21 protein-coding genes are annotated in these 26,319 nt (G+C 67.0%); 13 read left to right on the top strand and 8 right to left on the bottom strand.

Annotated elements, in window-relative coordinates; all coding sequences use genetic code 11:
• Positions 1-176 precede the first annotated feature (176 nt).
• From ACZ54P_RS33385 to ACZ54P_RS33375, 3 genes are all read left to right on the top strand, one after another.
• The gene (locus ACZ54P_RS33385) at positions 177-866 is read left to right on the top strand and encodes a PAS and ANTAR domain-containing protein (RefSeq protein ID WP_465465590.1); all 690 of its coding nucleotides are present in this window, start codon (positions 177-179) and stop codon (positions 864-866) included.
• Positions 867-957: 91 nt separating this feature from the next.
• A complete protein-coding gene (locus ACZ54P_RS33380) occupies positions 958-1,323 on the top strand; it encodes an STAS domain-containing protein (protein WP_465465589.1) in 366 nt (121 codons plus the stop codon).
• Positions 1,320-2,261, top strand: coding sequence for an anti-sigma factor RsbA family regulatory protein (locus ACZ54P_RS33375; protein WP_465465588.1), 942 nt, complete (start codon positions 1,320-1,322; stop codon positions 2,259-2,261). The genes ACZ54P_RS33380 and ACZ54P_RS33375 overlap by 4 nt, the downstream gene beginning before the upstream one ends.
• A gap of 34 nt (positions 2,262-2,295) precedes the next feature.
• Here ACZ54P_RS33375 and ACZ54P_RS33370 read toward each other — a convergent pair whose 3' ends face one another.
• Entirely contained in the window at positions 2,296-2,901 is a 606-nt protein-coding gene (locus tag ACZ54P_RS33370; protein WP_465465587.1) for a TetR/AcrR family transcriptional regulator, read from the bottom strand.
• A gap of 71 nt (positions 2,902-2,972) precedes the next feature.
• On the opposite strand from ACZ54P_RS33370, the gene ACZ54P_RS33365 reads away from it, so the two are divergent.
• Both ACZ54P_RS33365 and ACZ54P_RS33360 read left to right on the top strand, forming a co-directional pair.
• The gene (locus ACZ54P_RS33365; RefSeq protein ID WP_465465586.1) at positions 2,973-4,241 is read left to right on the top strand and encodes an FAD-binding oxidoreductase; all 1,269 of its coding nucleotides are present in this window, start codon (positions 2,973-2,975) and stop codon (positions 4,239-4,241) included.
• A gap of 41 nt (positions 4,242-4,282) precedes the next feature.
• Entirely contained in the window at positions 4,283-5,026 is a 744-nt protein-coding gene (locus ACZ54P_RS33360; RefSeq protein WP_465465585.1) for a helix-turn-helix domain-containing protein, read from the top strand.
• Between the two features lie 808 nt (positions 5,027-5,834).
• On the opposite strand, the gene ACZ54P_RS33355 is transcribed toward ACZ54P_RS33360, so the two are convergent.
• Positions 5,835-6,578, bottom strand: coding sequence for a helix-turn-helix domain-containing protein (locus tag ACZ54P_RS33355; RefSeq protein WP_465465584.1), 744 nt, complete (start codon positions 6,576-6,578; stop codon positions 5,835-5,837).
• Positions 6,579-6,617: 39 nt separating this feature from the next.
• On the bottom strand, positions 6,618-8,114 hold the full coding sequence (locus ACZ54P_RS33350) for an alpha/beta hydrolase (protein ID WP_465465583.1): 1,497 nt from the start codon (positions 8,112-8,114) through the stop codon (positions 6,618-6,620).
• Between the two features lie 196 nt (positions 8,115-8,310).
• Between ACZ54P_RS33350 and ACZ54P_RS33345 the strand changes: the two genes are divergently transcribed.
• The 5 genes from ACZ54P_RS33345 (at position 8,311) to ACZ54P_RS33325 (ending at position 14,640) form a co-directional block, all read left to right on the top strand.
• Positions 8,311-9,933 carry an alpha/beta hydrolase gene (locus ACZ54P_RS33345; protein WP_465465582.1) on the top strand — a complete coding sequence of 541 codons (1,623 nt, stop codon included), beginning with the start codon at positions 8,311-8,313 and terminating at the stop codon, positions 9,931-9,933.
• Between the two features lie 41 nt (positions 9,934-9,974).
• On the top strand, positions 9,975-11,183 hold the full coding sequence (locus tag ACZ54P_RS33340; RefSeq protein ID WP_465465581.1) for a phthiocerol/phthiodiolone dimycocerosyl transferase family protein: 1,209 nt from the start codon (positions 9,975-9,977) through the stop codon (positions 11,181-11,183).
• Between the two features lie 72 nt (positions 11,184-11,255).
• A complete protein-coding gene (locus tag ACZ54P_RS33335; protein WP_465465580.1) occupies positions 11,256-11,822 on the top strand; it encodes a TetR/AcrR family transcriptional regulator in 567 nt (188 codons plus the stop codon).
• A gap of 55 nt (positions 11,823-11,877) precedes the next feature.
• Positions 11,878-13,266 carry an MFS transporter gene (locus tag ACZ54P_RS33330; protein WP_465465579.1) on the top strand — a complete coding sequence of 463 codons (1,389 nt, stop codon included), beginning with the start codon at positions 11,878-11,880 and terminating at the stop codon, positions 13,264-13,266.
• 27 nt (positions 13,267-13,293) lie between these two features.
• Positions 13,294-14,640, top strand: coding sequence for a carotenoid oxygenase family protein (locus ACZ54P_RS33325; RefSeq protein WP_465465578.1), 1,347 nt, complete (start codon positions 13,294-13,296; stop codon positions 14,638-14,640).
• A 269-nt stretch (positions 14,641-14,909) separates the two neighbouring features.
• On the opposite strand, the gene ACZ54P_RS33320 is transcribed toward ACZ54P_RS33325, so the two are convergent.
• The 3 genes from ACZ54P_RS33320 to ACZ54P_RS33310 form a co-directional block, all read right to left on the bottom strand.
• Positions 14,910-16,466 carry an alpha/beta hydrolase gene (locus tag ACZ54P_RS33320; RefSeq protein ID WP_465465577.1) on the bottom strand — a complete coding sequence of 519 codons (1,557 nt, stop codon included), beginning with the start codon at positions 16,464-16,466 and terminating at the stop codon, positions 14,910-14,912.
• 345 nt (positions 16,467-16,811) lie between these two features.
• On the bottom strand, positions 16,812-17,366 hold the full coding sequence (locus ACZ54P_RS33315) for a hemerythrin domain-containing protein (RefSeq protein WP_465465576.1): 555 nt from the start codon (positions 17,364-17,366) through the stop codon (positions 16,812-16,814).
• Positions 17,367-17,803: 437 nt separating this feature from the next.
• Positions 17,804-18,403, bottom strand: coding sequence for a TetR/AcrR family transcriptional regulator (locus tag ACZ54P_RS33310; protein ID WP_465465575.1), 600 nt, complete (start codon positions 18,401-18,403; stop codon positions 17,804-17,806).
• A 110-nt stretch (positions 18,404-18,513) separates the two neighbouring features.
• On the opposite strand from ACZ54P_RS33310, the gene ACZ54P_RS33305 reads away from it, so the two are divergent.
• The 3 genes from ACZ54P_RS33305 to ACZ54P_RS33295 all read left to right on the top strand — a co-directional run bounded on the left by ACZ54P_RS33305 (position 18,514) and on the right by ACZ54P_RS33295 (position 22,098).
• A complete protein-coding gene (locus tag ACZ54P_RS33305) occupies positions 18,514-19,284 on the top strand; it encodes an ABC transporter ATP-binding protein (RefSeq protein ID WP_465465574.1) in 771 nt (256 codons plus the stop codon).
• On the top strand, positions 19,269-21,173 hold the full coding sequence (locus tag ACZ54P_RS33300; RefSeq protein ID WP_465465573.1) for a hypothetical protein: 1,905 nt from the start codon (positions 19,269-19,271) through the stop codon (positions 21,171-21,173). The genes ACZ54P_RS33305 and ACZ54P_RS33300 overlap by 16 nt, the downstream gene beginning before the upstream one ends.
• Positions 21,174-21,780: 607 nt before the next feature.
• The gene (locus ACZ54P_RS33295; RefSeq protein WP_465465572.1) at positions 21,781-22,098 is read left to right on the top strand and encodes a hypothetical protein; all 318 of its coding nucleotides are present in this window, start codon (positions 21,781-21,783) and stop codon (positions 22,096-22,098) included.
• 208 nt (positions 22,099-22,306) lie between these two features.
• Here the strand turns inward: ACZ54P_RS33295 and ACZ54P_RS33290 are convergent, their stop codons facing one another.
• Positions 22,307-23,623, bottom strand: a complete 1,317-nt coding sequence (locus tag ACZ54P_RS33290; protein WP_465465571.1) for a hypothetical protein — start codon at positions 23,621-23,623, stop codon at positions 22,307-22,309.
• Between the two features lie 300 nt (positions 23,624-23,923).
• A complete protein-coding gene (locus ACZ54P_RS33285) occupies positions 23,924-26,266 on the bottom strand; it encodes a caspase, EACC1-associated type (RefSeq protein WP_465465570.1) in 2,343 nt (780 codons plus the stop codon).
• Between the last annotated feature and the right edge of the window lie 53 nt (positions 26,267-26,319).

Here is a 26,319-nt window from a genome sequence, read left to right as displayed (position 1 = left end):
CCGGTCAGTTCACACGGCACGGTGGAGTTGTCGAGCGGCAAGGGTTTCGATGCCGAACACGGGGCAGAGAAGGGTTCGTGGCAGCGCTTCCGCGGCGAACCTCGTCTGCGCGGGGCAGGCTCTGGTCCTGTGCAGTGAACTCTCGTGACAGTCAGCGACCTTGGCAGAATAGGCCGGTGACCGACACCGCCGCCTCCGACAGAGACGCACCGCAGTCAGCGCTGAACCGGATCATCGCCGGGCACCCACACGCCATCGGCAGTTTCCGGTTCCACTTCGCCGACCAGTCCTGGGAATGGTCCGACGACGTCGCCCGGCTCCACGGCTACCAGCCCGGCACCGTCCAGCCCACCACCGACCTGCTGCTGTCGCACAAACACCCCGACGACCGGGACACGGTGGCCGGAACACTGGCCGCGGCGGTCCACGACGGCACCGCGTTCTGCAGCCGCCACCGCATCATCGACACCACCGGCATCGAACACCACGTACTGGTCGTCGGCGACCGGCTCCACGACGACACCGGCGCCACCGTCGGCACCACCGGCTACTACATCGACCTCGACGTCAACAGCGACGGCCACCGCCGGCAGATCCTGAACGAAACACTCCCCGAACTCCTCGAAGCCCGCGCCGGCATCGAACAAGCCAAAGGCGCACTCATGCTCGCCTACGGCATCAACCCCGACCAAGCCTTCCGCATCCTGCAATGGCGCTCCCAGGAAACCAACACCAAACTACGGACACTCGCCGAAAAACTCACCGCCGCCATCACCACCCTCGGCGGCAGCCCCACCAGACAACGCACCCAGTTCGACCACATCCTCCTCACCATCCACGACCAGCCCGATCCCGCGACCGCCTAGCACGTGTTGTGACATGCGTGAGGTCTGCGACCGGCACCTTGTAGACTTCCGTCAAACGGCAAGGGCCGAGTTCGCGCCGGGAGGCAACGACGTGGAATACGCTGCCAGCACCGGCGGCCAGGGCCATGGTCAGCGGGTCGAGGCTGGGTTGCGGATCCTCGACCTGCCCACCACGAGCGGGATAATGGTGCTCGGGACGATCGACCCGGCGACCCGCGCATCATGGGAGACGAGCTTGAACCTGCTGGTCAACAATGGTGGCGGGACAGTGGATCTGTCCCGCCTGTCGTTCACCGACGTACGCGGGATGAGCGCCCTCGTCGACGCGGCCCGCCGCGTCCAGCCACCTCGGTCGCTGACGATCCGGCATCCGCCGGGCACCGTACGGAAAGTCCTGCGCCTCTTCTGGCCGCAAGAAGCAGCTCAGCTCATCACCGACGACGGACGGCCAACATGAATCCGGCTGTCATGGCCGCGGACCCGTTCGTCCACCCCGCTCTGTTCTACGAGGGTCCGGAGGACTACCTGGCGGGCACCGTGCCGTTCATCCGCCAAGGCCTGCTGGCAGGCGAACCGGTCGCGGTGTCGGTTCCCGGCCCCAACCTCGAACTACTGCGCGCCGCACTGGGCCAGGACGCCGAACAGGTCCGGCTGCTCGACATGACCGAGGAAGGCCGCAACCCCGGCCGGATCATCCCCGGCGTTCTCCGTGCCTTCGCCGACGCCCACCCCGATCAGCGGGTCCGCATTATCGGCGAACCGATCTGGGCCGGGCGCACCGAACTGGAGTACCCGGCCTGCGCCCAGCACGAGGCGTTGATCAACCTCGCGTTCACCGGCCGCGAAGTCACCATCCTCTGTCCGTACGACACCACCCGTCTCGACGCGCACGTCCTGGCCGACGCCGAAGCCACCCACCCCGTGCTGGTCGACACCGACGGCGAGCGACCAAGCACCGGCTACGACCCCCAGCGCATCATCGGCGGCTACAACACTCCCCTCCCCGAACCTGCCACCTCCATCACCATCGGCACCGTCACCCGCGACTCGGCCTCCCTGGCCCAGGCCCGCACCGTCACCCGCGACCAAGCCCACCGGGCCGGACTCTCCCCTGACCGCACCGAAGACGTCGAACTCGTGGTCGCCGAACTGCTCGGCAACAGCATCGACCACGGCGGCGGCCAGGGACGGTTACGGCTGTGGACCGAGCCGGGCTACCTGATCTGCGAAGTCCGCGACAACGGCCACCTCACCGACCCACTGGCCGGGCGACGCCCCATCCCCGCCGGGGAACTACGCGGCCGCGGCCTGCTGCTGGTCAACCAGCTGTCCGACCTCGTCCGCGTCCACACCGACCCGCACGGCACCACCATCCGGGTCTGCTTCACCACGTAGCACCCTGGAAACGCCAGGCCTGCTCCGGTATGTGTCAGCGAAGGGCTGCGGCGGCTTGAGTGACCAGCCAGCTTTCCGATCGCTCGTAGGTCCAGCCACTGTCCTCGTGCAAGGTGTGGTAACCGGAATATCCGAAGTAGAACCAGAGGATGTCGCTCGCCTCCGCGACCGTCGTTCCCTCGCGCAGGCCGCCGACGTCGCGGAGCCGGGTGGCGACGGCTTCGATGGCATCGCGGTAGCGCGTCGTGGCCACGCGCAGGTTTTCGGCGACCTCGCGGTTGTGCGGCGCGGTCGACAGCACCAGCCGGATGATGTCGCCGTATGTCTCGCGCATGGACCTGACCACGGCCGCGGTGTGCCGCAGTATCTCGTCCGGGTCGGTGAGGGTCTCGATCTGAGAGAGGGTCTGCGCCACGACCGGCGCTTGGCTCCACAGATCGACCAACGTCCGGATCAGGCCCTGTTTGCCGCCGGTCACCGCATACACCGTGGCCGGTGCTACACGGGCCTCCACCGCGATGTCATCGATCTTCGTCGCGAAGAATCCGTCCCGGGCGAAGAGCAGACGCGCCGCGTTGACGATGGCGGTGCGGGTGGCCGCGGCGTACTCGGCGCGGCGGCCTTTCAGAAGCTCGGTCATGGCGATCCCAGCATAGCCCGAGGTCACTCATCAGAGTTTAACTCTGATGAGTATGGGGTTACTCTGGTGACGTGAGTGACATACTGACCTCCGGAACGGAATACGAAGCGGTTCTGTCCCTTTGGAACGGTGCGGTGACCAGCCGTCCGCGTGCCGTCGTTCGCTGCGCCGACACGGCTGATGTCCAGGCCGGGGTTCGGACCGCCCTGGAGAAGGGGCTCCCGCTGTCGGTCCGCGGTGGCGGGCACGACTGGGCCGGTCGCGCGCTGGCCGACGGCGGACTGACTCTCGACCTGAGCCCGATGCGTCAGGTGAGTGTCGACCCGGCCACCGCGGTCGCCACCGTGGCGGGCGGCGCCACCGCGGCCGACGTGGCCGCGGCCGCGCAGCGGGCCGGCCTGGTCGCGGTGACCGGGACGGCCGGTTCGGTCGGTATGGCAGGCCTGACGCTCGGCGGTGGTTACGGGCCGCTGAGCGGCCGGTTCGGCCTCGCCGCCGACAACCTGCTGTCGGCCGACGTAGTGCTTGCCGACGGCACGCTGATCACCGCCGACGACGAGCACCACCCCGAATTGCTGTGGGCGCTGCGCGGTGGTGGAGGCAACTTCGGCGTGGTCACCACGATGCGGATCCAGTTGCACACGGTGCCGTCGACCCTGGCCGGGATGATCATGTACCGGTTCGACACCCTGCCGGAATTGGAGGAGTCGCTGCTGCGCGGGCCGGACGAGCTGACCGTGCAAGCCGGCTTCATCACCGCCCCGACCGGTGAGCCTGCACTCTTCGCCGCACCCACCTGGTGCGGCGATCCCGAGGCGGGAGCCCGGGTGCTGCAGCGGCTCACCGAGCTCGGCGAGCCGCTGGCAGCGCAGGTCGGTCCGACCACGATGGTCGATCAGCTCGCCCAGATCGACGCGATGTTCCCGGCCGGTCGCCACGTTGAGATCGCGACGCGGACAGTCCCCGGACTCGACCGTACCGTTCAGGAGATCTTGCTCGACGCCGCAAGCGCCAAGACCTCGCCCTTGTCCGCGATCTCACTGCACAGCCTCCATGGGGCGGCCGCTCGCGTGCCCGCCGACGCCACCGCGTTCCGCAACCGGACGCCGCACCTGATGGTCGAGACCATCGCGGTCTGGGAACCAGGGGACGCCGATGAACCTCGACACCGGGCCTGGGTACGGGGAACCGACCGTCTTCCGGGCGGCTATCCCAATCTGCTCGGGCCGGAGGACACAGAACGCACCGCCGCCGTCTTCGGGCCGAATGTCGAGCGACTACTCGCCGCCAAACAAAGGTACGACCCCGACCTCGTATTCCACGCCCCGGGCAGGCTCTGAGGGACATTGAGCCGACGAGAGGCCGTCGACGGAGGAATGAAGTGACCTGGAGCACCCGCGAGATCGCTCAACTCGCCGGGACCACACTGCGAGCGGTACGCCACTACCACGACATCGGGCTGGTGGCGGAACCACAGCGGCGTGCCAACGGCTACAAGCAGTACGGGGTGGCTCACCTTGTCCGGATACTGCGCATCAAACGCCTGACGGACCTCGGGTTCTCGCTGTCCCAGATCGCGACCATGGACGACACCGACGGCCCGCCTGCGGAGGCCCTGCGCACGCTCGACACCGAACTCGCGGCCACCATCGAACGTCTCCAACGCGCTCGCGCCGAACTCGACGTCATCCTGCGCCAGCCGACGCCGGCCGAACTGCCGCCCGGCTTCGCGGCCCCCGACGTCGTGGCGAGGATGTCGCACGCCGACCGCTCGTTGATCGTCGTGCTGACCCGGGTCCTCGGAGCGGGGACCATGCGGGCCTGGGCGGACATGCTGCGTGAGGCCGTCACCGACCCGGTCGCCGGACGGTTCGACACGCTTTCCGCCGACGCCGACGAGCAGACCCGCGCCGCGGTGGCCCGGGACATGGTCCCCTACGTACGCACGCTGAACGCGAAGCATCCTGAAATCAAGATCACGAACGCCGGCACCCGGCACAGTGCGCGCTACGTCGAGCAGGCCGTCGGCAAGGCCCTGAGGGAGCTCTACAACAGCGCGCAGCTGGACGTTCTCCGGCGTCTCGGCAAACTGCTGTCCGACCCGCACGACCATCCCGGTCAGTAGCCCGGGGTGTGGTCGCCCGGGGGTGCGGCTAGCGGCGGGCCGCCCACCAGTCGCAACGAAGGCGTGAGGGTGGTGGTGAACCGTCGGTCCAGGTGGTCGTGGGGGGGGGGTTGGGGTGAGAACCCGAATCGCCACTCACGACCACCCCAGCTCGCCCCACGTCGGAAGCCTCAAACCAGGAAGTCCGTGAAGGCCTCCTTCCCTACCCTGAAAGTAGGGAAGGAGGCCTTCACGGACACGCCACGTTTGACTTACGGCTGTTCTCTTGAGGGGTAAGGCAAACGTGGCGTGTTGCGTGCGGGGCTGTTCGCGCCGCGGCCTGATGTCGCCAATGTGGCATTGGGGACGCTGACCGTCTCCAATGCCACATGGGGGACATGCCGCCTCCCGATTCCCCGCTCACACCGCCAGGGGTGACCAACCTCCCCAAGCCCTCAAGGGGGTGTCGGCAAACCGCTTCCGCAACACCAAGCCTGGCCCCAGGGCATGCCAACTTGCCTTACCTCTCAAGATAAAAAGGGTTAGTGGGCAAAGGTGTCATGGTCGGCGCCTATGCGGTGCGTGTTCTCGCGAAGGCGGCGCCCGCTGCTCGTGTCGCGAAAGCCACTTTCAGGACATGTGGTGTCCCGAAAGTGGCTTTCGCGACACCTTCGGGACGCCACCGCCCAGTGCCGAAGCCCGATGTCCAACGTCTCACAGGCCCTCCCGACCACGACACCTTTGCCTTACCGCTCCAGAACCCTAATCCCACGGCGCGGGTCTGGTCGGCTCACGGCCGTAGGGGCCGATCGCCTCGCGGTCGGCATGTTCACCCGGCGGGTTTGTCGCGGTCGAGGATGACGTTGGCGCGCTGCAGGACGTCGATCTGCGCGGGGTTGTGAAGTTCGGCGACCGCGTGGAGGAAGGCCGACCAGTGGCGTGGCCCATGGCTCACCGCGCCCTGTTCCGCGAACTCCTGCAGGAGTGGATGTTCCCGCCGGTGGCGCTCAAGGTCGGGGGCGAGCCGCTCGGCCAGGTTCTGCCGGGTTTCCTCGCTCGCGTCCTCGGTCAGGGCATCGAGATCCTTCTCGGCCGCGGTCGGGGCTGTGGTGTGCGCCTGCCGCAGGGCGTCCAGCACCGGTGGCGCGAAGAATCGCGAGCAGACGAGCAGGAACGCCCGTTCGTCCTCGGACACGCCGCCGGCGAGGTCGCCGAAGCCTGGCGGCAAGTCGGCGCAGTCGGGATGCCGCAGGATCTCGGCCAGTTCCCCGCGGATCCGTTGCTGGCGCTCGATACCGGCCGCCAGCTCGGCGTCGAGGGCGCGGAATGTCTGTTCCGCGCCCTCGACCGATCTCCGGATCGCGGCGATGTCGGCCAGCGACACGCCCAGGTCCACCAGACGCCGGATCCGCAGCAGCCGGACGAGATGCCGGATCCGGTACTGCTTGTAGCCGTTGGCGGCCCGTTCCGGCTCCTCGAGCAGCCCGATCCGATGGTAGTGCCGCACCGTTTTCAGGGTGGTGCCGGCGAGCTCGGCCAGCTCACGGGTGCTCCAGTCGGCCTTTGTCCGCATGTCGGCAGTCCACACCGTGCCCCTGGGGCACAGTCAACATCAGCCTCGCTGGCAGGTCTGGTCGGCCGGCATGGTGCCGTCGACCAGGTAGGAAGTGGTGAGGTTCAGCGCGCAGGCGTTACCACCGATCACGTAGACACCATGCCCACTCCCGTCGACGGTGACCAGACGGGAGCGCTTCTCGAACTTCGCCCGCAGCAGTTCGCCACCGGCGAGCGGGGTGACCGGGTCCCGCCGGTTCTGCAGAATGAGCACGTTGCGAGGCCCCTTGTCCTTGATTGCGACGGGTGGCTCGGACGGCTCGTGCTTCCAGAAGGCGCACGGGGTGATGTTGGCGCTGGCCGCGCCGAACAGCGGGTACCGCTCGCGGTCCTCCGCGACGCTCCGCCGATAGGTGTCCACGTCCTTGGGCCACCGGACGTCGTTGCAGCTCACCGCCAGGAACACGGTGAGGAGGTTGTCCGCCGGGTTGGGTGCCGCCGCCGTCCCCGCGGCCGCGGCTGCCGGCGTCTTGCCGGGGTTCAGCAGCGACTGCCAGATCTGGGCGCGGGAGCCGTACTGGATCTCGTTGAAGAGGAGACCGAAGGTGAGCATCCGGAAGATGGGACCGGTGATCCCGTCGGGCGACGGTGTCCGGTCGAGCCGTTCGGCGATGCGGAAGTAGGTCTCGCGCACCTGCTGCGGCGTGCGGCCCAGCCCGTAGGAGTCGTGCCGCGCCGCCGCCCACTTCGCGAAGTCGGGGAACGTCTGCTCCATGCCGAGCCCGTACCGGCGCAGTCCGTCCCGGTCGAGGTGGGTGTCGCCGATGTTGCTGTCCAGCACGATCCGGTCGGTGCTGTCCGGGAACAACGAGACATACGCCGCGCCCAACGCCGTGCCGTAGGACGCCCCGTAGAAGCTGGCCTTCTTCTCACCGAGCGCGGCCCGGATCCGGTCCAGGTCACGCGCCGTGTTGGCGGTGCTCAGATGCCGCAGGCGCCCGTCGGTGTCGTTCGCGGCGCACCGTGCGGCGACCTCCTTGGCGATCTCCGCCTGCCGGGTCACGGCCGCGTCGTCGGCGGCGTACGGCGGGATGTTGCCCCAGTAGGCGTCGCCGGCGGTGAAACCGCAGGTGACCTTCGATGAGTGCCCCACCCCGCGGGTGTCCATGCCGATCAGGTCGTAGGCGTCCATGACGCCGGCCGGAAGCCCCTTTCCTATCAAGAAGCCCGGCTGGTCCAGCCCTGTGCCGCCCGGGCCGCCCGGGTTGAACATCAGTACGCCTCGCCGTTTCTCCGGTTTCGTGCTCGCGATCCGCGACACCATCAGGTCGATCTGGGTGCCGCCGGGGTCGCTGTAGTCCAGCGGAACCGGCACCTTCGCGCACTGGAGTTGCGCTTGCACCTGCGGCGGCACCACCACGTCGGCCGGACACGCCGCCCATGCCGGCTGCGGCTTTTCCGTCGCCGATTCCCCGGCTGCTGCCGGAATCACCGCGGCCAGGACGCCGATCAGCCCCAGCGTCCCCACCAGGGCCATACCCCGTGTACCAAACATTCCCCGTCTCCTGTCTGACCCACTCTCAGCGGGCCTGCCCGCATCCGACCCTGTGCCCTCAGGGCATGGTCAAGTGGCGGCCGGGGAGCGCCGCGAGCTGTCGACAAGAACACACCGGTACGGGGTTGAGTGTGCCGCTACGGCCGAGTGTCTCCTAGAAGACGCACCTTGCCCACGATTGATCCCGGAGGCTTCCATGGCCTTGTACGACTCCGGCCCGCCAGTGGACCGGTCCAGCTCACCGGTAACCCGGCGAACCACCGGTCGCGCCGGTGCCGCTGTCGGGGCGACGGCGGTACTCGCGTTGGCGGCTGCCTGCGCGGGCGCTCCGACCTCGGCGGTTTCCGAGTCGCAGCCGTCTCCTGCCGGATTGACGGCGTACTACGGGCAGAAGCTGAAGTTCGGCTCGTGTGAGGGCTTCGGCTCCACACCGGGAGAGAAGAAGCTCTACGCCGCGCCTTTCGAGTGCACCCGGCTGAAGGTTCCGCTGGACTACCAGGAACCGAACGGAAAGACCATTCAGGTCGCCGTGCTCCGCCTTCCTGCCCAGGGGGACCCCGGTCAACGCATCGGCTCACTGGTGCTCAACCCGGGCGGCCCGGGCGGTTCGGGCATGACCCAGGCGACGAAGTTCAGTACCGCGTTCGCGAAGAGCCCGCTGCCGCAACGGTTCGACGTGGTGGGGTTCGATCCGCGCGGGGTCGGGTCGTCGACGCCCGCGATCAGCTGTTTCACCGACCAGGAACGCGATCGCGGCGAGGACCAGACCACACTGCTGGCGTCGTCGGGAAAGTGGAGCGAGGACGACACCCGGCGCCTGGCGGAGCGATGCGCGGAGGGCTCGGGCGGGAAGGAGATCCTGGCCGCGGTCGGCACCCGTAACGCCGCCCGGGACATGGACATCCTGCGCTCGGCCCTGGGCGACGAGAAGTTGACCTATGCGGGGCAGAGCTACGGCACCCGGCTCGGCGCGGTCTACGCCGAGATGTTTCCCAAGAATGTGCGCGCACTGGTATTGGACGGCGTGGTGGACCCCACCCTGGAGAACCCGCCGCGGCGGCTCACCCAGCAGGCCGGTTTCCAGCAGAACTTCGAAAAGCTGGCGGCCGCCTGCGCCACCAGCGCGGACTGCCCGCTGGGTACCGACCCGGCCCAGGCCACGGAAGCCTTCCAGAAGCTGGTCCAGCCACTGATCGACAGGCCGGTCCCCGCCGGCAACGGGCGCACGCTGAACTTCAACCAGGCCACCGGAGGCGTCACCGCCGGCCTGTATTACCCCGAGGTCTGGCCGGTGCTCATCAAGGGTCTTGCCCAGCTCAAGCAGGGTGACGGGACGAAGATCATGGAGGTCGGCGACCTGTTCGGCGGTCGGGACGCCTCGGGCGCGTGGACCAACTTCTCCGAGGCGAACCTCGCGATCAACTGCAACGACGAGGCGCGCCGCACGCCCGAGGAAGAAACCCGGCTGCGCGCCGACATCGTCCGGACCAGCCCGTACCTGGCGACCGGCGAAAAGGCCGAAGGAGTGAGCCGGGACGCGTGCGAATCCTGGCCTGGTAAGCCCAGCCTCGGCATTCCCTACGCGCAGGACGTCAAGGGGCTGCCCAACTCCCTGATCATCTCCATCACCGGCGACCCGTCCACCCCCTACGCGGCCGGCAAGATCCTCGCCGACGAGATCGGCGGCACCGTGCTCACCGTCGAAGGTGCACGGCACACCGTCGCGCAAGAGGGGATCAACCCCTGCGTCAACGACGCCGTCACCGCCTACCTCATCGAACTGAAAGTCCCCAAGGAAGACCAACACTGCCGACTCTGACACGCGCCCTGCCCATCGAGCACAACGACACGAAGGACGGCATGCACCACTTCGAGGCAGACCCGATCCTGCGCCCGCTAGGGGCGTTCGAGCACATCATCGACCTCTACATCAGTCGCAACCCGGTACAGTTCTCGCTCGTCGTCGAACTCGAGGCGCCTGTCTCGGCACAGCAGCTGGAGCGCGCGCTCGCGCAGTTGCAGCGAACGCATCCGCTGCTCGCCGCCGGCATCGATCGCACCGGCGATCGCCCGGCATTCCGTCGGTCGACCGGGCCCATTCCGGTCCGAGAGGCCCGCACAAGCGACTGGCGGGAGGCGGCAGCGGAGGAGCAGACACGTCCCATCGACGCCAACGGCAGTCCTCTGGTGCGCGCGACGTTCTTGAGCGACGGTCCTGGTGACCGTGGAACCATCGTCCTTCTGACCTTCTCCCACCAGATCGCCGACGGACGCGGCGCACTCCGCGCAGTGCACGACCTCCTGGCGATCCTCGACAGACAGACGCTCCCGGCTCGGCCGGTGCCCATCGACCAGGAGAGTCTGCTCGAACGCCTACCCCGGGCAGAGCAGCCGGTCGAGCACACCCCGGACACCGCGACGGACCCGCCTGCCGCCACGATCCGTCCGTTCGACGCCACGGCACCGAGCATCGAGATCGCCGAACTCGACCCTGCGACGACCGAACACCTTCGCTCAACCGCTCGTGCCCACGCTTCAACCGTCCAAGGCGCACTCTGTGCCGCCGCCGCACAAGCACTCACCGCGCTCACCGGCGCCGACGACATCCGCATCAATGTGCCCATCGACCTCCGCTCGGTGCTGGGTCTCGACGATGACGTCGTGAACCGCTTCACGGCGACGACGGTCCTCATGCGGGCACCCGCGCACAGCACACTTTGGTCCCTCGCCAAGGACGCGACGACGCAACTGCGCGCGGCACGCGACGCCGCGCGCGACGCGGCACTCATGCTGGCCTCGCTCAATCCCGCCGACGCCGTGGAGGCAGAGGCGGCGATGCTCGCTGCCACCACCGCCGACCTGGAGATCACCAACCTGGGGACCTACGAGCCCGGCACGACGTCCGCGGTCGCGATCTGGGGTCCGACGATGACGACGCAGGTCCGGAACGAACGGATTCTCGGCGTCGTCACACACGACGGGTCGCTACGAATCGTTCTGACGACGCATGGCGATACAAGGGGCCTACCTGCGGACATCGCCAGCCGCCTCACTCGACTACGAGGTTGAGAAGGGTCTCGAACAGTCGAGCGCCCGACGCGCGGCTTGACGGCGAAGAGGTGTGAGTGTTCAATCACTAACATGAGCAAGACGTTGTCGAAGTCGGAGCAGCGGCGGTCGGGCGTCATCGCCGCGGCGGTCGAGGTGTTCGCGAAGTCCGGTTACCGGGGCACTCCGGTGGCCGAGGTGGCGGCGGCCGCCGAAATCTCCCCCGCCTACGTGTTCCGCCTGTTCCCGACGAAACAGGACCTGTTCGTCGCCGCGATGAGCGCTTGCTTCGACCGGATCCTCGACACGCTGCAGGCTGCCGTCGATCAGCTGCCCGCCGCCAGTCCGGGACGCGTGCTCGCCACGATGGCCGACGCTTACGCCGCGCTGATCAGGGACCGCAAGCTGATCATGCTCCAGGTTCACGCGCTGGCCGCCAGCGACGAGCCGGCGATCCGGGACGCTCTCCGCAGCAACCAGGCTCGCCTGGTCGACTACGTGGCCGGCCGCTCCCGGGCCGCACAACCCGACGTCCAGGCGTTCTTCGCCCGCGGACAGCTGTGCCACCTGGTGGCCGCCCTCGGGATCGAGGACTCGGCCGCCGATTGGGCGCTCCAGCTCACCGAAGGGCTCCTGCACTATTCGGACGCGACCGGATAGGCGTAGCCGACCTCGGTCCGGCCCGTACGCGGGCCCTTTTTTTCAGGAGACAAAAGTGACTGACCAATCACACACTACTTTCGGACCGCTCATCTCGAACCACCGGCGTGTGGGCCGCCGGGGGTTCGCGCTCGCCGCGCTGGCCGCGGCGCAGTTCATGGTCGTGCTGGATGCGTCGATCGTGAACGTCGCACTGCCGTCCATCCGAGCCGGTCTCGGCCTGGGTCCGGCCGAGCTGTCCTGGGTGGTGGACGGCTACCTCGTCGCGTTCGGCGGTTTGCTGTTGCTGGGCGGTCGGCTCGCCGACGTGTTCCGTCGCCGTGGGGTGTTCGTCGCGGGTCTCGCCGTGTTCGTGGCGGCATCGGCCGCATGCGCGCTCGCTCCGACAGGACCGGTCCTGATCGGCGCGCGGCTGGCGCAGGGAGCCGGCGGGGCGGTCATGGCACCGGCGGCGCTGTCCATCGTGATGGCCTTGTTTCCCGGCGGCGCCGGGCGCGCCAGGGCGATGGGCATCTGGGGCGGGGTGTCCGGTGCGGGCGGCATCGCGGGTGTTCTGCTCGGCGGCGTGCTGAGCCAGACCTTGGGCTGGCCGTGGATATTCCTGATCAACGCACCGATCGGACTGCTGGTCGCCGCGGTGGTGCTGTGGACGGTGCGGCCGTTCCCCGCCGCGGGCGGCACGTTCGACATCGGTGGCGCGGCCACCGTCACGCTCGCCATGGCGAGCATCGCCTACGGCTTGGTCAGCGGTGCGCATACCGGCTGGACGGGTGGCGTCACCCTCGGCGCGCTTGTCCTCGGCGTGGTCGCGTTGGCCGCTTTCCTCTCCATCGAGCGGCGCGTCGCCCGGCCGCTCGTGCCGCCGGCGGTGTTCACCCGCGCTCCGCTGGTCACGGCCAACGCGATCATGACACTGCTCGGCGCCGTCAGCGTCGGCATGTTCTATTTCCTGCCCCAGTACCAGCAGATCGCGCTGGGAATGAGCCCGGTGGAGACCAGCGTCACCCAGGTGCCGATCGCGGCGGCGATCACCGTCGGCGGGCTGCTGGCGCCGAGGATCGCCGCGGTCGTGGGCTCCCGCACCGCGCTCGCCGGCAGTCTCGTGTCCTTGACCGCCGGGCTCGCGTGGCTGGCGCTGGGGCCTGGCCCGGCCTATGCCGCGTTGGTGGGGCCGTTCCTGTTGATCGGCGCGGGAATCGGGGTCAGTCTCGTGTACGTCACCACCCTCGCGGTAGCCGATTCCGCTCCGGGCGAAGCCGGACTCGTCAGCGGCCTGGTCAACACCGCGCGCCAGATGGGCGGCGCGCTCGGCCTGGCGACCCTGGTCGCCGTCGCGACCGGCACCGGTCCCGTTCCGCACTTCGCCACCGCCTTCGCCGCCACGGCCGGACTCGCCGGCCTGGCGTTGCTGCTGTCGTGGGCACCAGCCCTTCGCAAGCACTGAAACCACTGCAGGAAAAGGAGAATCATCATGACGACCAAGCCCTACCTGACTGGGCACTACACCCCTGTTCCGGACGAGACCACCGCGGTCGATCTGCCGGTCACCGGCGCACTGCCGCCGGAACTGCACGGCGAATACCTTCGCAACGGCCACAACCCGAAGCCCGGCATCACCCCCAGCCACTGGTTCAAGGGTTCCGGCATGCTGCACGGCGTCCGCCTGGCGAACGGGCGCGCCCAGTGGTACCGCAACCGCTGGGTCAAAACCCCGGCTCTCGACGGTGCACCGCTCGTGCGCGGAGACGGCAGCGTCGATCTCACCGCCAGCGTCGCGGGCACCCACATCATCGAGCACGGCGGCCGGCTCCTCGCGCTCCAGGAGGCCAACCTGCCCTACGAGGTCACACCCGAACTCGACACCGTCGGCCCGTTCGACTTCCACGGCAAGCTCACCTCGGCGATGACCGCGCACCCGAAGCAGGACCCGACGACGGGCGAGTTGCACTTCTTCGGCTATTCGCCGTTTCCGCCGCACCTGACCTACTACGTCGCCTCGCCCGAGGGACACATCACTCGCAGCCAAGTGGTCGACGGCAGCGGCCCGAGCCTGATGCACGACTTCGCCATCACCGCGACCAAAGCCGTTTTCCTCGACCTGCCAGTCGTTTTCGACTCCGAGGAGACCTCGGGCATCCCCTACCGCTGGCATGACGACTACCCGGCCCGCATCGGTGTCCTCGACCGCGTCGGCACGCCGCACGTGACCTGGATCCCGGTCAGCCAGCGCGCCCTGCTGCACGTCACCAACGCCTACGACACGCCGGACGGGAAGATCGTCCTCGAAGGTCCCGCCTACGACCAGGCGTCCTGGGCGACCTCGTGGAAGTGGTGGATCGGCGCGCCCGGCCACCCGACCGCGCCGGTCAGCGGGGCGATCGCGACCCGGTGGCTGCTGGACCCGGCGACCGGGACCGCGACCGAGCAGGAACTCGACGACCTGGTGACGGACTTCCCCAGCATCAACGACGACCGCACCGGCCTGCCCTCCGCGATCAGCTACTCGGTCGCCTTCCCCGGAGCGGGGCTCGACGAGTTCGCCATCGTCAAACTGAACACGACCACCGGCGAGCGGCACCTGCACCGGCCGGGGCCCGGCCGGCATGCCGGTGAAGCGGTCTTCGTCCCCGCCGCAGGCGCCATCGGCGAGGACGACGGCTACCTGTTGACGATCGTCAGTGACTTGCCCGCCAACGCGTCCCGACTACTCATCCTCGACGCACACGACCTGAGCACCACCGCCACGGTCGAGCTGCCGCGGCGCGTGCCCAGCGGAATCCACGGCTCATGGTTCCCGGACAAGCACCTCACGTCGTGATCACCACACCGACGTACCCAGGACAGGCACCGGGGGCCGAGACGCGGATCTCCCACCGGGCCGGTGCCCGGACTCTCGGTCGCCAGCGCATCGGATCGAGCCGCGCTGGGTGCTGTGGAGCGGAATCGCCTGGCCAGGCGGCAAGGCGGTCACGGAACGAGCGTGAGCTTGCCGCCGGGGCGACGGGATTGGCTGAGCCTGGCGGCCTCGTGAAGGCCACCTTCATTACGGGAAAAGTAATGAAGGTGGCCTTCACTTGCTTCGACCGGTCAGGCGGGGTTGGGCAGCGGCATGCCGGGCACGCTCTGGTTTCCCGGAATCACGCCGTCGACCAGGTAGGCGTCGACGACCTTGTCCACGGCCGGGTTGCCGTACCCGTAGATGCCGTGGTCACCTTCGCCGGTGACAGTCAGCAGCCGGGAGTTCTCGAACCCGGCGTGTGCCTTCCGGGCGGCCTCGATGGGCGCGGCCGGGTCGTTCACCGACTGGACCATCAGCACCGGCGGAACGCCCTTGCCGTTCACCGTGGGCAGCGGACGGGGCTGCTTTTCCCAGAAGATGCAGTTCTGGATGAACATCCAGAACCCGCCGTCCAGCAGCTTGCCCTGGTCGAGGAACTTTTGCGACCTGCGGATCACCGACTTCCGGTCGCCGGGCGTGGGGCTGTCGTTGCACCGGACGGCGGTCAGCACGGCGAGCAGGGCGTCATTCGGGGCCGACTCGGCCGGTGCGTCGGCGATCGCCGCCCTGGCCTGCGCCTTGGCCTGTTCCGGCGCGTCGTTCCCGGTCAGTGTCCTGAGCTGGACCAGGAAGTCGGCCATGACCGGGAAGGCCTTCTTGCTCTTGAGCAGGCCGAGGAAACGGCTGTCCAGGTCGACCGGGCCGACCTTCACGCCGTCGACCTCCACCGGATTGCGCGTCAGCGCGGACCGGACCTTCTCGAAGGTCTGCCGAACCTGCTCGCCGGTCACGCCGAGCCCGTAGCGGTCGTCATGGGTCGCGGCCCACGGCAGGAAGTCCTGCCGCCAGCGGCGTTCGTACCCCATGGGCTGCAGGTCGAACGACGCCGCCCAGGTCGAAGTGAAGTCGACCGACGAGTCCAGCACGAACCGGCCGACCCGGTCGGGGAACCGCTGGGCGTAGTGCGCGCCGAGCCAGGTGCCCGCCGAGTAACCGATCCAGTTGATCTTTTCCCGGCCGAGCAGAACCCGCAGCAGGTCCAGGTCCTTGGTGTTGTGGAAGGTGTCGACGAACCTGCCGAGTTCACCGGAGGCCTGCTCGCAGGTCTTCGTGACCAGCTCCACCGTATCCAGGAGAAGGTCCAGATTGCGCGGGTCGCGGTCGCGCGGGTCGCGGGTCTCACCTTGGCCCGCTCCGTCGCACGAGATGTTCGTGCTCCTGCCGGTGCCGCGGGTGTCGATGCCGATGAGCTCCTGGTGCTCACGCAGTTTGACCTGCCGGCTCAGCGAGGCGGGAAACGAGCGGCCCGGCCCGCCGGGACCGCCCGGATTGGTCAGCACCGATGCCGTCGTCTCACCGGTGGACTTCAGCCTGCTGATCGCGATCGTCACGTCCTGCCGGTCGTCCGGGCGCTCCCAGTCGCGCGGAGACGCGAATGTCGCGCACTCAAGGATCTTCGCCGTCTCCGGTTTATCCGGCACATCCTCGGCGGTGCACTGGCGCCACACCAGGTCCTGTTCGGCGTAGCGCGCCGGAATGCCGGTGGTGTTCACCGTGCCGGGGTTCGCCAGCGCGGGGATCATTCCCGCGAGCAGGCCACCGGCGACCGCGGGGATCACCACGGCGAATCGCAATCTCCTGTCCATATACCGCCCCTTTGTTCGAACAGCCCGATTGAGCTACCTCAACAGGAGCAGTTGAACCCATGCCGCGGGGGCACACTCAAGGAGTTCGGTGAAGATTCCGCTCGCAGGCGGTGGCCTGTGGTCAACTCCAGTGCGAGCGCGTCGAGGTCGCCCTCTCTTCCGCCCGCCTGGCCTGGCACGCCTTCCGCCACCACCCGCATGGCCCGCGCCTCACGGAACCGGGAACGTGGAAGTATCCGGCACCAGCACCCCCAGGACAGCAACCTGTCGTTCCAAATACCGGGCCCGTGCCCGGATTTCACGGACGAACCTGGGTCCTACCGGGCATGACGGGTGCAGGCACGGTTAGCTTTTCTCGTCCTCATCCGACAACAGGCCCTCCTTCTCGGCTCGGGCCACGACCTTCTTGACGAAGTCGAGGGAACCGCAGTCCTGGTCGAGCAACGCGTTGCGGCGCGTGGCCCAGGCCGTCCCCAGCTCCTGCCGCACCTTCTCGCTCACGTCGGTACGTGCCGGGTTGAGAATCGTCTGTTCCTCCTCACCGATGTGGTGCATCAGCGCCTCGGCGAGCTTCTCGACCGCGTCGTCGAACTTCTGCGTATCGGTCCCTTTACACTCCAGCAAGTCCAGCAGCGCCCGATTGCCCTCGGCATGCTCTTCCTCACCGTGTTCCTGCTCATGCTTGTCGATCGCGTCCTTACGCCGCAGCGCCGGGTAAACCTCGTTCTCCTCAGCCTCGCCATGCGCGATCAACGCCGCCGACAGCGCAGCCCGGGCAGCACCACGGTCCGCAGTCGCGTCCCGCAAATCACGCAGGAGCTGCTCGAACAACCGGTGATCATCCAAAATCAGGTCTACGACATCACCAGCGACGGGGCGCGGGATCTTCACGGCAGTCATCCCATGATGATTCCCTCACACCGCCCGGCGGGCAACACGACTCACGCGCGGCCGACACTTCTCATCGTCACGGGAAGTCAAGCACCGTCGCAATGCCGACCATCAGGCCGAACCCACTTCCGCACTACTCGACAACGACGAAGCCGCCAAGGTCGGCTTCGACCCGGCTTTGCCCGAGCAGGCCGAAGGGCTCGCAAAACCTGGCCGTATAAGCGTGTTGAGCAAGGCGTTCGTCGCCTACGACAAGCTCTTCTGGCGAGCCAACGGACTCTCGGGCGAGGCACTGACCGACACCGGGACCGTGTTCATCACCTTCGACGTTTCGCCTGGTGCCGACGGGCCAGGCGTCCTGATGGCTTTCTGCGACCCTCGCGTGTTGGACGGCTTCGACCTCGAGCATCGACGCAGCAGTGATGGCGGCGACGACGGCCGCGGTCCTAGCCACCAGCAGTCGTCGGGGCCTTCGGTCCGATCCCGGCGAAGACTGCCTCGATCACGCGGTCGACGTACTCGTGCGTCAGCGGTTGCCGGGCGATCAACACCTGGAAATAGAAGGGACCGGACAGGAGGGCCATCGCCAGGCTCAGGTCGAAGTCGCTGGACAGTTGCCCCTGGTCGCGAGCCTTCCGCAAGCGAGCGATCGTCTTCTCCTCTTGCGGCCTGATGAAACGTTCGTTCAACGCCTCCGCGACTTGAGGATCTTGCTGGGCCTCGACCAGCAAAGCTTGATACAGCGGCCCGAGCGGCGGTTTGCTCAGCAGATCGACGGCCGCGTGGATCTGCTCGCGCAGGTCGGTTTCAATGTCGCCGGTGTCCGGATAGTTCAGTTCGGGCTCGTTCAGCGACAGCAGGGAGTCGAGGAACAATGCGCCCTTGGACGGCCATCGGCGATAGATCGTGTGTTTGCCGGCTCCGGCGCGCGCCGCGACCGCCTCGATGCTGAGTTTGGCGTATCCCACCTCCTGCCCGAGCTCCAGCGTGGTCCGCATGATGGCATCAGTCCGGTCGGCGACACGGCTGCCGCGTTTGTCGGCCATTTCGGCAGCATAGCGGAACGGCACGTGCCGTGTTGACTTTGCCCGAATACTTCAGCATGCTCGTTCCGGAAGCGGCACGACACGTGCCGTTCCGCATCTGGAGGAACCTCATGAAGTCATCGGGTACAGCTCCCGCGCTTCGGCTCGCCGGGCTGACCAAGACCTTCGGCGACAGACCGGCGGTCGACCACATCGATCTGGAAGTGCCCCGAGGGTCCTTCTTCGGCCTGATCGGCCCCAACGGCGCGGGCAAGACGACGTCGTTGTCGATGGCGGTGGGACTGCTGCGTCCCGACAGCGGGCGCTCCCAGATCCTCGGCGTCGACGTCTGGGCCGACCCCGCACGGGCCAAGGAACTCATGGGCGTGCTGCCCGACGGGCTGTCCATGCCCGAGCGGCTGACCGGCCGCGAGCTACTGCGTTTCACCGGTTTGCTGCGCGGTATGGAGGTGCCCGAGGTCGAGCGGCGATCGGGTGAGCTGCTGGAGATCCTGGAGCTGGCCGATACCGGGCGCACCCTGGTGATGGAGTACTCGACGGGCATGCGCAAGAAGATCGGCCTGGCCACCGCACTGCTGCACGCGCCGAAGCTGCTGGTGCTGGACGAACCGCTGGAGGCCGTCGATCCCGCCTCGGCCGCCACCATCAAGGTCATCTTGCGGCGGTTCGTCCGGGATGGCGGTTCCGTGGTGTTCTCCAGCCACGTGATGGCCGTCGTCGAGCAGTTGTGCGACCACGTGGCGGTGATCGCCTCCGGCCGGGTCGTGGCCTCGGGCCCACTGGAGACCGTGCGAGCCGGCCGAAGCCTGGAAGAGCGGTTCATGGACCTGGTCGGCGGCCAGGCCCCCGAGATGGGAGAGCTGGCATGGCTGTCCTCCTGATCCGGATGAAATTGGCCGTGCTGCGGAATTCCATGACCGGCCAGCGCGCCGGCCGGCTGGTCACGGGCGCCGTGGCCGGGCTGACGCTCGCGGCGGGCCTGATCTTGCTCGCCGGACGCGACTACCCGGTCGCGTCGCTGCGCTTCGATGTGCTGGGGGCAGGATTCGCCCTCTGGACGGCCGGATGGCTGCTGGGCCCGGCGCTTTTCGGCGGCGGTGACGAGACGTTGCGGCCCGAACAGTTCTCGCTGTTGCCGTTGACACCACGCCGTCTGGCGGCCGGGCTGGCGGCGGCGTCGTTCGTCGGCGTGGGCCCCCTGGTCACGCTCGTCGCCTTCTCCACGCTGGTGGTCGCGTCGGTCAAGACAGGGCTTGGTGCCGCGGCCACGGTGGTCGGCGTGCTCGCGGTCGTCCTTCAGCTGTCGGTGTGCGTGCTGGCCTCCCGATTGATCACCGCGGTGCTCGGCCAGGTCATGCGCTCCAAGGTGGGTGCGGCGCTCGCCGCTCTCGTCAGCGCCGCGATCTTGGCCGGGCTGCATTCGAGCTGGGTGCTCTCGCCGCTGGCACAGACCGCCCTGCGCACCGGCTTCCCGGATTCGTTCTCCGCGTGGTTGACGGCATTGCCTTCAGGCTGGGGACTGCTGGCCGTGCGCGCCGCCGCGCAGGGGAATTGGCCGACCGTGGCCGCCGTCCTGGCGGGGCTGGCGGCGCTCGGATTGCTTTGCTGGTACGGCTGGGCAGGTCTGTTGAAGCGACGGCTGGCCACCCGTCGCGCGAGCGGACGTCCGGTCCGGCTGTCCTCCGGCGACTGGGCCAGGGGCCCGGTGACCGCGGTCGTCGCCCGGGAGCTGCGAACCTGGTCCCGAGACCTGCTTCGCTTTCATTACCTGGTTTTCGCCCTGTGCTACGCCCTGGTGTTCTGCCTGCTGCCGCTGGCCGTCGGCGCGTCGATCTTCCTGCCGTGGACCGGCCTGGTGTTCGCGCTGTGGGTCGCGGCGATCTCCGCGAACCTCTATGGCGAGGACGGCACCGAGCTGTGGGGCAAACTGATGATCCCCGGTTCCGCCCGCCACGATGTACGCGGCCGCCAGCTTGCCTGGTTGCTGGTCACCGCGCCGACCACACTCGTCCTGACCACCGCGATGGTCGTCTTCACCGGCGAATACGGCCTTTGGCCCTGGCTGGCCACGGTGCTACCCGCGCTGCTGGGCGGCGGTGCGGGCGTGACCGTGCTGGTGTCGGTGCTGAGGCCGGTACCCATGACCGATCCGCGGCTCCGGGGCGGCAACCTGCTGGAGAACGGTACCGACTTCGCGCAGGTCCTGATGGTGCTGATCCTCAGCGCGGCGACCGCCGCCCCCGCGTATTTCGCGGCACGGCTGGGGCCGGTCTGGGCGGGGCCGGTCGTGGGTGTGGCCGGCGGCACTTTGCTGGCCTGGCTACTGGGACGGTGGGCCGTGGCCAAGCTCGAATCGAGCGCGCCGGAGTTGCTCCTGTATCTGCGTACCGGCGTCTCGCCCCGACGAAAGCGACCGGCCCCGGCCTGGAAACCGCGAAAGTCTTCCCTGCCCACGCCCGAACCGCACCTGGAGAAACTCGGCCTCCACTTGGCTCCGAACGGCCAGCGTGTCTACGTCGTCGCGAGCCTGATCCTGTGCTGGGTACCCCTGGCCGCCCAGGGCATCGTGCCCGCGCTCATGCTGACCACCGGCCAGCTCACGCCATCCTGGTTTCTGGCGCTGCACCTGCCCCCGCATCTCCAGTGGCCCGCGGTCACCGCCATGATCTGCCTCGGGCTCACCATGCTGACCACCGGCCTTGGCATCGGCCTTCACTACCGGGCCAAGTCGCGACGAGCAGGAGGCGAACTCGAGCCCACGACACGATGAGCGCGGCCATACCGAGCGCCCCGCACGGCCGGACCGGCCTCCATCGGCTCCTTGACCCCCGCGTCGAGTCCAACCCCGTGATCTCCCCAGCGGCCTAGGCCGACCTGCGACCACACCCAGCTTGTCGAACTGTGGAAGCAAAGAACTCCAGATCCGCTGAAGTCCCTCAACCGCAGCGGTTGTGACGAGGAAGCAGAAAGGTTGCTACGCCACCGACCGGCTCCGCAAAGCACTTCTCCACCTATCAGCACAACGGAGCAAACTGAGACGAAACGGAGCCCAGACGCGATCAACACCGAAGCGAAATTGTCACCGCAGGACCAACATTCCCGCAGGTCAGCGATGTTGACATGGTGGGCCGGGTCGGGCTCGAACCGACGGCCAAGGGATTATGAGTCCCCTCCGCCGCCGTGTCATCCAGTGTCGCGCAATGCCGGATCCTGACCGTTCGCGCAGGTCAACGCGTACCTTTCGACCCGTCCGAGTGTCAGGCTGTATCTGGGTGTGTCGGGCTCTACTTCGGCAACGGAGCCCAATCGGAGACGGCATTTTCCCGCTCAGTGGGCGACTCTCCATGTCCGAGCCAGACCGGCGGGTGTGACCGGCGGTGACAGAAAGCGACGACGATTGCTGGGAAAACCAGATGTCACCCAGGATCCGCGAACCGAGACATGCACAGGCGTTCCTTCACCTGTGTCGGAAGCACGCGGTCCTTCCACCGCAGCTGCGCGACGTCAGCACGCACGTCGGCGACGCCGCGGTTCTTGACGCGACCTATCGAGTTACGGTCGAGCCGTTCGTCATCCTCTTCGGCGTATCGACACCGCCCGCGCTGGAGGACACGTGCGCTACCTACTGCGGCCCAGGCGCTCGTTCCACCGCGTCGATCGGCGCCGACGTCGGAGCCGGTTTCGAGCTTTCTTGAGCCCGTCTTCGCGCGAACGAGCCTCGACGGCTGCCGGAACGAACATTCAAATTTGAAACTGGCGTCGTCAACGAACGTCGTCATGTCGAATAGGGTTATGCCGACCTGGTAGCCCTCCTGACGAGTCGACGAGGCGGCGCTGGCGAGAGTGAGCCGATGCTCGGTGTTGCGATGAGACAAACGCCGTGCACATGGCCACCGGCCTTCTCTAGACGCGGCGGCGACGTTTGCGGTTTTTACGCCCAGGTATGCGGCGGAGGTTGGGGTGTAACGCATCTTCCGGCGGAGTCGTGCCGCCGGTCGGAACTGGTTGGGGGATTGGCGTTCCCGAGTGGTGCAGGTAGGCGGCACCGATGATGACGGCGTCGCGGGCCAGATCGCCGTAGATAGTGTCGACCAGAGCGGTTGTGTAGGTTTCCTCGGTGAGGGCAAAGGCGAGGAAACCGACCGCTGCGACGATGGTGAACAGGGCCACTGTACCGATGTACGGCCACAGCGGCACAGGGCCAACGTAAGTGACCGTCGCCTTCGACCAATCGCCAACCAGGCTCGCGGGCATGGCGGCTACCACTATGCCGTAGATCAAGGTGAAGTTGAGGGCGCAGACGCCCACGAGGAGCATCAACATGCGGGCCATGCACTTGCGGTGGAAGCTCATGGGGATTGTCGAAGCCATGGCCTCAGCAGACCGAGGCAGGGTATGTGCGGCGAAAGACCGACGCAGGTAGCGCAGCAGGTCCTCACTGTCTGGCCAGCGTTCCCTGGTCAGAGACCGCGACCAGAGCATAAGAACGCCCCGCTGCGCTGAACGGTCGATGTCCGCGGCGACGACCTCCGCCGCGCGCGCAAACACTCCAGCTAGGTTGAGGCGGCGTAGCCGAATAAGCACAAGAACCAGCAATGGAAGGATCACCACAGCGGCGAGCATCGCCAACCGGCCCTCGGCTTCAGCAGCGAAGCGCCACGGGTCCTCCGTCAGCAGCGGCGCCAGCACAAGAACCAGTCCAGCTGGGAGAAAGATGGGTACGCGCGCCGCCAGTACAAACGCCCGACGGCCGCTCTCGAGTCCATACATGACACCAACAGGCAGCAGGTGAGTGAGCATCACCGCAGCTCCTTGCCCGCGCGCCATGAGTACTCCGGCGATAATCAGCCAGGCAAGCAGGAGGAGGATGAAGATCCGCGTGGGATTCAACAGAACATCAGCCATGCTGAGAAGCAACAGCACGGCAACCGCCCCAATGATCAGCCCTGTGGCCTCAAGCAGACCCACCCCGCCGAGCACCATCAGTGACGAAACAAGGCCTGTTAAGACTACCGTGAACAGCCGGCCGCTGAACCTGCGTCCCACGTTGGCGTAATCGTTCGCTTCTGACTCACACACCTCGCCAAATCCGCGGTCTCGTAACGCCCGGACCACCAGCACGCGGCCCTTCACCGGCTTGCGACTGGCGGCCCGCCGGTGGCGTCGGAGCTGCTCCAGCGCGGTGTAGCGACGCCAACGCCGCTCGTGCCACCCTGCCATTACCACTCCCCCGTTCGTCACAACGCAATCGCGCGGACGGACATCCCCGTTACGAGCAGGTGCAATAACACTGAGTCGCCGGCGACGTCCACGACCACGCGTCCGTAGCCGAGCCGGGCGAGGCTAACCTTGAAAGCGTCCCCGCGGGGCGTTGTCATGCAACGTAAAAGTCATCGTCGTCGACCCGTGCGGCCCGGCGGAGACCATGACCTAGTCCTGCTATCACGGTCACCTGCGGCCAGCCATCCGGCGAAGACAAGGCAAGTGCGAAGCAGGTCGGCAACACCTAACAAAGCACTACTAGCCGGTCATTTTCCACAACCGGATGGTTTCATCGTTTCCGGTGCTCGCCAGGACGCGGCCGTCTGGACTGAATCGAATATCCTTCACATTGCCCTGATGGCCGACAAGGTGCCTGCTTGTGGCCCATTCCCAGGTGGCGGTCGAGACCAGCCGGATAGTCGCCCCGTGCCCGACAGCCAAGTGTTTTCCATCTGGGCTGAAGGCGAGCGGGCCAACGAGCCAGGCGGGGATGATTGTCCGGATCTTCTCCCAGGTGTCGGTCCGCCACAGGTGCACATGGTCGGTCCGGCACCGGTGTACGTGGTCGGTCAGCCACCGTTCCACATGGTCGGTCAGCCAAAAATCCATATGGCCGGACAGCAAAAAGTCCACATTGTCGGTCAGCCGCTGGGACGCATGGTCGGTCTTTGCGCGCGTGGCGAGCACCGAACCGGTGTGATTAAAAGCGAATGTGTTATCGTGCTCGAAATCATAGGGCAAGGGGACTGGCTGCCACGTCGCAGTTGTCCAGACGAGCAGCTTGCGACCACTTGGGCTCCAAATACTCGCGGCCAGGAAACGACCGGTAGGGTCGAATTCGATGAGATCGACTATCGGTTGCCTGTGGAGCCAGGTGTTAATATTCCCAGAGCTGATGTCGACAACACAGATGCCGTTCTCAGTCGCCACGGCTACGGTCCGGCTGTCCGGGCTGAAGGCAACGGTTCCCTGAGGCAGTTCGCCGTGAGGCGCGCCAGTCTGTCTGTCGATTAGCTTTGTACATGCGCCGTCAGACCAGGCGGTGATGGTGTTGTCCGGGCTAAACGCCTGGAAACCGGGGTGCCGGGTTCTGGGAGTCCTGCACCGAACCCGCTGCCGAGCCCGCTGCGAAGACTGCAAGGTGTGCCAGTTCCTCGTGTCCCACTGGATGCTCCCGGCAGCCAGGTGCCTGCCATCCGGGCTGAACATCATCCGGCCCTCGACGGCCTCGGATCCGCGCCAGAGAACCTTGCTGGTGTCGTTAACCAGGCGACGCATGGTGAAGGAAAGATCCACCAGGCTCGGGCCGATCAGCAGGACGATCAACAGCCAGAGCAAGATCGTCCAGAACACCGAGCCGTTGTGTAGCCAGAACATGCAGACGAGAACGACAGTGGCAATACCGAACTCCGCCCAGCTGACGTACTTCCGTTTGCTGGAAAGTCGGCGCATGCTCTGGCCGGGAAGTTCTATGAGTGGTGCCGAATAAGGCTCATTCTGCCACGAGGTCGGCTCCAACGGCCTTCGCACGGTCGGCTTCCACGGCTGAGGCGCGGTTGGCCGTGGCCACTCGATCGCCGGCTGCTGCTCCTGCTTGTTCTTGATGATCACATCGAGGTTCGGCGTATGCGTCGGCAGCGGTTCGAGGGCGGTCCGGGCTGCTTTGGCCAGGTCCGGGTCTCGGCTTGACTGCAGGGCGGCCAGGGCTTGCTGGGCTGTTTGGTCGCCTGACTCGGCTTTCTCGCGGAGGTGGCTCACGCCCAGTAGCCGGTGTTCCGGGTTAGGGCTTTTCAACAGGCCGCGGATCTCCGGGCTGAGTGCCGATGGCAGGCGCAAACCGAACTTGTTGCGGGCGACCAGAAGGTCGCCACTCACCATGTCATTTCTTGTGGGGGTCTGATTGTCACTGTGTTCACGAACATGGCGGCGGACGTAGTCGTATAGCTCAGCAGTTCCGATTTCGCCGTCATTGTCGAGGTCTGCTTTGCCTGTGCGGAGACCTTCGATAATGGCGCCCGTGAAGACCGAGGCCTGGGGTTCCCCAATGGCTTTTGCTTCCCGGTTCGGTTCGTAGGCGTATTGGATGTGGGTCGAGGCTGTCATCACGCAACAGCCTCGGGCAGCGGCGAACTTCAGTTGTGCAATGACGTCGACCTCCATTGCGGATTTCGGGGTCGCGCCAGCCGGGAAGGCGCCAGAATAGCAACAGTCCAACCATACGATCGCCTGGCGTGCCGGGCTTTTGTCAATCAGCCGGCGGACCACTTGGGCCTCGACCGATGTGCTGGTCAGCAGCGTGCGACTGGTGTCGGTGGTGGCGAAATGCAGATCGCCTTTGTCGCTGTCCTTGATGCCGTGTCCCGACACGTACAGCAGGATCAAGTCGTTCCGTTCGGCTGTGGTGCATAGTTTGTCGATCTCTTTTGTGATCACATGCGACGGCTGATTAAGTAGGGACCGCACGGCGAAAGCGCCGATATCGGGGTCGCCGAGTACTCTCGCGAGCTGTGCCACATCATGCTCGGGCGCGTGCAGACGGGCGAAGGCCGGGTCGGTATAGGTGTCAGTGGCGATCAACAATGCGGTGCGCCGCTGCGTCATCGACCAGCCCTTCGGATGTTCACCCTGGACAGCCCATCGTACGATGGGCCGAT

The sequence above is a fragment of the Amycolatopsis sp. NPDC034160 genome, assembly GCF_055575355.1.
The sequence above is the reverse complement of the archived record's forward strand: the minus strand, read 5'-3'. Positions and strand labels throughout refer to the sequence as shown.

Bases quoted from the DNA above. Each gene is read 5' to 3' on its own strand.
- ACZ54P_RS33300 (WP_465465573.1), top strand. From the start codon at position 19,269: ATGGCTGTCCTCCTGATCCGGATGAAATTGGCCGTGCTGCGGAATTCC.
- ACZ54P_RS33340 (WP_465465581.1), top strand. From the start codon at position 9,975: ATGCACCACTTCGAGGCAGACCCGATCCTGCGCCCGCTAGGGGCGTTC.
- ACZ54P_RS33345 (WP_465465582.1), top strand. From the start codon at position 8,311: ATGGCCTTGTACGACTCCGGCCCGCCAGTGGACCGGTCCAGCTCACCG.
- ACZ54P_RS33355 (WP_465465584.1), bottom strand. From the start codon at position 6,578: ATGCGGACAAAGGCCGACTGGAGCACCCGTGAGCTGGCCGAGCTCGCC.
- ACZ54P_RS33285 (WP_465465570.1), bottom strand. From the start codon at position 26,266: ATGACGCAGCGGCGCACCGCATTGTTGATCGCCACTGACACCTATACC.
- ACZ54P_RS33290 (WP_465465571.1), bottom strand. From the start codon at position 23,623: ATGGCAGGGTGGCACGAGCGGCGTTGGCGTCGCTACACCGCGCTGGAG.
- ACZ54P_RS33370 (WP_465465587.1), bottom strand. From the start codon at position 2,901: ATGACCGAGCTTCTGAAAGGCCGCCGCGCCGAGTACGCCGCGGCCACC.
- ACZ54P_RS33315 (WP_465465576.1), bottom strand. From the start codon at position 17,366: ATGACTGCCGTGAAGATCCCGCGCCCCGTCGCTGGTGATGTCGTAGAC.
- ACZ54P_RS33310 (WP_465465575.1), bottom strand. From the start codon at position 18,403: ATGGCCGACAAACGCGGCAGCCGTGTCGCCGACCGGACTGATGCCATC.
- ACZ54P_RS33350 (WP_465465583.1), bottom strand. From the start codon at position 8,114: ATGTTTGGTACACGGGGTATGGCCCTGGTGGGGACGCTGGGGCTGATC.
- ACZ54P_RS33320 (WP_465465577.1), bottom strand. From the start codon at position 16,466: ATGGACAGGAGATTGCGATTCGCCGTGGTGATCCCCGCGGTCGCCGGT.
- ACZ54P_RS33375 (WP_465465588.1), top strand. From the start codon at position 1,320: ATGAATCCGGCTGTCATGGCCGCGGACCCGTTCGTCCACCCCGCTCTG.
- ACZ54P_RS33325 (WP_465465578.1), top strand. From the start codon at position 13,294: ATGACGACCAAGCCCTACCTGACTGGGCACTACACCCCTGTTCCGGAC.
- ACZ54P_RS33335 (WP_465465580.1), top strand. From the start codon at position 11,256: ATGAGCAAGACGTTGTCGAAGTCGGAGCAGCGGCGGTCGGGCGTCATC.
- ACZ54P_RS33305 (WP_465465574.1), top strand. From the start codon at position 18,514: ATGAAGTCATCGGGTACAGCTCCCGCGCTTCGGCTCGCCGGGCTGACC.